General features: G+C 67.2%; 4 protein-coding genes. All 4 read left to right on the top strand.

What is annotated here, in order from left to right:
* A partial coding sequence (locus RI841_RS15730) for a RodZ domain-containing protein (protein ID WP_310706576.1) occupies positions 1–120 on the top strand: 120 nt, incomplete at its 5' end.
* Between the two features lie 10 nt (positions 121–130).
* Positions 131–1,246 (top strand): flavodoxin-dependent (E)-4-hydroxy-3-methylbut-2-enyl-diphosphate synthase, encoded by a 1,116-nt coding sequence (ispG, locus tag RI841_RS15735; RefSeq protein WP_310706573.1) that lies wholly within the window; start codon positions 131–133, stop codon positions 1,244–1,246.
* Positions 1,247–1,286: 40 nt separating this feature from the next.
* A complete protein-coding gene (gene hisS / locus RI841_RS15740; protein WP_310706574.1) occupies positions 1,287–2,615 on the top strand; it encodes a histidine--tRNA ligase in 1,329 nt (442 codons plus the stop codon).
* Between the two features lie 28 nt (positions 2,616–2,643).
* On the top strand, positions 2,644–2,957 hold a 314-nt coding region (locus tag RI841_RS15745), incomplete at its 3' end, for a tetratricopeptide repeat protein (RefSeq protein ID WP_310706575.1).

The following is a 2,957-nucleotide window of genomic DNA, read 5'->3' on the forward strand; positions in this document are numbered from 1 at the left end:
CCGTTCCGCCTGACCGTGGGCAACGCCACCGGCGTCGAACTGCTCTGGGACGGCGAGTCCGTGGACCTCGCGGCTCGCGCCGGGGCCAACAACGTCGCCCGCTTCACCCTGGGAGAATGAGTCCGTCACCATGCACGCACAATCCCCCATCGTTCGCCGCAAGTCGCGCCAGATCCACGTCGGCAAGGTGCCGGTCGGGGGCGATGCCCCCATCTCCGTCCAGAGCATGACCAACACCGACACCCTGGACGTGGCCGCCACCGTGGCGCAGATCCGCCAGCTCGAGGCCGCCGGCGCCGACATCGTGCGCGTCTCGGTCCCCGACATGGACGCCGCCGAGGCCTTCGGGCGCATCAAGCGCGAGGTCGAGGTCCCGCTGGTCGCCGATATCCACTTCGATTACAAGATCGCCCTGCGCGTCGCCGAACTCGGCGTCGACTGCCTGCGCATCAACCCCGGCAACATCGGCAAGGAGGAGCGCGTACGCGCTGTCGTCTCGGCCGCCCGCGACAACGGCATCCCCATCCGCATCGGCGTCAACGCCGGCTCGCTGGAGAAGGACCTGCAGAAGAAGTACGGCGAGCCCACCCCGGCGGCCCTGGTCGAGTCGGCCATGCGCCATATCGACCACCTGGATCGCCTCGACTTCCCCGACTTCAAGGTCAGCGTCAAGGCCTCGGATGTCTTCATGGCCGTGGCCGCTTACCGCGACCTGGCCACACGCATCGAGCAGCCACTGCACCTTGGCATCACCGAGGCCGGCGGGCTGCGCTCGGGGACCGTCAAGTCCTCCATCGGGCTGGGCATGCTGCTGATGGACGGCATCGGCGACACCCTCCGCGTCTCGCTGGCCGCCGACCCGGTCGAGGAGATCAAGGTCGGCTACGACATGCTCAAGAGCCTGCGCCTGCGCAGCAAGGGCATCAACTTCATCGCCTGCCCGAGCTGCTCGCGCCAGAATTTCGACGTCATCGCCACCATGAATGCCCTCGAGGAGCGCCTGGAGGACGTCATGACGCCGCTGGACGTCTCGGTGATCGGCTGCGTGGTCAACGGCCCGGGAGAGGCGAAGGAGAGCGATATCGGCCTCACCGGCGGCAGCCCCGCCAACCTCGTCTACCTCGACGGCAAGCCGGCGAGCAAGCTGCGCAACGACCACCTGGTGGACGACCTGGAGCGGCTGATCCGCGACAAGGTCCGCGAAAAGCAACAGGCCGAACAGGATGTCATCGCCCGTGACGCCTGACCCCCTGGGCGGCGTCCGGCGAGCAGACAAGGAGCAAGCATTGAGCACGACCCAAGCGAGTCACAAAGCACCGAGCACGAAGAAGATCCAGGCCATCCGCGGCATGAACGACCTGCTGCCGGAACAGTCCGTGCTTTGGCAGTACGTCGAGGGCCAGGTCCAGGCGCTGATGAAGCGCTATGGCTATGCCGAGATTCGCACACCCATCGTCGAGCAGACCGCGCTGTTCAAGCGCTCCATCGGCGAGGTGACCGACATCGTCGAGAAGGAGATGTATACCTTCGACGACCGCAACGGCGACAGCCTGACCCTGCGCCCCGAGGGCACGGCAAGCTGCGTGCGCGCCGCCATGGAGCACGGCCTGCTGCACAACCAGACCCAGCGCCTGTGGTACCAGGGCCCGATGTTTCGCCACGAGCGCCCCCAGAAGGGCCGCTACCGCCAGTTCCACCAGGTCGGCGTGGAGGCCTTCGGCCTCGAGGGGCCGGACATCGATGCCGAAACGATCCTGCTCTCGGCCCGCCTGTGGAAGGCGTTGGGCCTGTACGAGCACGTCACCCTGGAGCTCAACTCCCTGGGCTCCTCCGAGGCGCGTGCCGCCTACCGCGACACCCTGGTGGCCTACTTCGAGCAGCATCATGCCCTGCTCGACGAGGACTCCCGCCGGCGTCTGTCCAGCAACCCGATGCGCATCCTCGACTCCAAGAATCCCGACATGGCCGAGATGCTCGACGCCGCACCGAGGCTGATGGACCACCTGGACGATGCTTCCCGCGCACACTTCGAACAGCTCTGCGCATTGCTCGACACCGCCGGCATCAACTACGTGATCAACCCCCGGCTGGTGCGCGGCCTGGACTACTACGGCCGCACCGTTTTCGAGTGGACCACCACGGCACTCGGCAGTCAGGGTACGGTGTGCGCCGGCGGCCGCTACGACGGCCTGGTGGAACAGCTCGGCGGTAAGCCAACCCCGGCGGTGGGCTTCGCCATGGGCATCGAACGGCTGGTACTGCTGCTCGAGACCCTGGCGCTGGTACCCGACACCGTCCACGATGCGCTGGACCTCTACCTGCTGCCCATGGGCGAGGCGGCCACCCCCGTCGCCCTGCTGCTCGGGGAACACCTGCGAGAGGCTCTCCCCGAGCTGCGCCTGCAGATGCACTGCGGCGGTGGCAGCTTCAAGAGCCGCATGAAGAAGGCTGACCGCAGCGGCGCCCGTCTGGCGCTGCTGCTCGGCGAGGACGAGCTGGCCGAGGGCAGCGTGACCCTGAAGTTCCTGCGCGAGGAGCGCGAGCAGCAGCGCCTCCCCCAGGCAGCGCTCGCCGAGACCCTGACATCCCTGCTGGAAGGCGAATCCTTCGCCTGACGGACACCTGCATCAGAGGAGACCGCCCGTGGCGGAGCTGAGAACCGAGGAAGAACAGCTTGAGGCCATCAAGCGCTGGTGGAAGGAGAACGGTACCTCGCTGATCGCCGGCGTGGTCATCGCCGGGGCCGGCGTGTTCGGCTGGAACGCCTGGCAGGACTATCAAGCGAGCAAGGCCGAGGCCGCCTCCATGCGCTACCAGCAATTGCTTGACCTCACCGGTCAGGACAACCTGAACGAGCAGGCCCGACAGCGTGCCACCGAGCTGGTAGGCGAGATCACCGACGAGCACGGCAAGACGCTCTACGCTGACCTGGCTCGGCTGCTCGATGCCCGCCTGGC

Origin of the sequence: Halomonas sp. (assembly GCF_031581305.1) — a bacterium.
In the GTDB taxonomy this organism is placed as follows: Bacteria; Pseudomonadota; Gammaproteobacteria; order Pseudomonadales; family Halomonadaceae; genus Halomonas.